Below are 513 nucleotides of genomic sequence, written 5' to 3' on the forward strand. Positions count from 1 at the left end.
TTGCCGTCCTGCGCCTGGTCGAGCAGCACCGACTCAATCTCGACGCCGATGTGTCGGAACTGCTCGGCTATCCGCTGCACAACCCGGCCTTTGCCGACCGACCGATCACCCTGCGCCTGTTGCTGTCCCACCGCTCGAGCCTGACCGACGGCGTCGACTATGTCCTGCCGCTCGACGCCGATCTCCGCAGCGTGCTGGCCGACCCGAAAGTGTGGGATACCGCGCACGCGCCCGGTGCTTATTTTCGCTATACCAATTTGAATTTTCCAGTGATCGCGGCGGTAATGGAACGGGCCACTGGCGAACGCTTCGACCGGTTGATGCAGCGGCTCGTGTTCGCACCGATGAAACTGGATGCCTGCTACAATCTCGTCACCTGTTCGGACCGCACGGTCGCGCCGTTTCGGCCCGCACGCCAAAGGGACAGATCACAACTGCCGTCGCGGGCTGGCGTGACCGGGCAGGGCGGGCGCGCACCGTGATTGTCGTCGCGCGTTACCGCCCCCAAACGAT

Annotated in this window: 1 protein-coding gene; it reads left to right on the forward strand. The window is 64.1% G+C overall.

The window, feature by feature from the left end; translation table 11 throughout:
• Positions 1–482, forward strand: a 482-nt coding sequence (locus tag AACY45_RS27950; protein WP_339548709.1) for a serine hydrolase domain-containing protein, incomplete at its 5' end; no start/stop codon positions are given.
• Positions 483–513: the final 31 nt, after the last annotated feature.

The organism is Pseudomonas sp. RA_35y_Pfl2_P32, assembly GCF_963970735.1.
Classification (GTDB): Bacteria; Pseudomonadota; Gammaproteobacteria; order Pseudomonadales; family Pseudomonadaceae; genus Aquipseudomonas.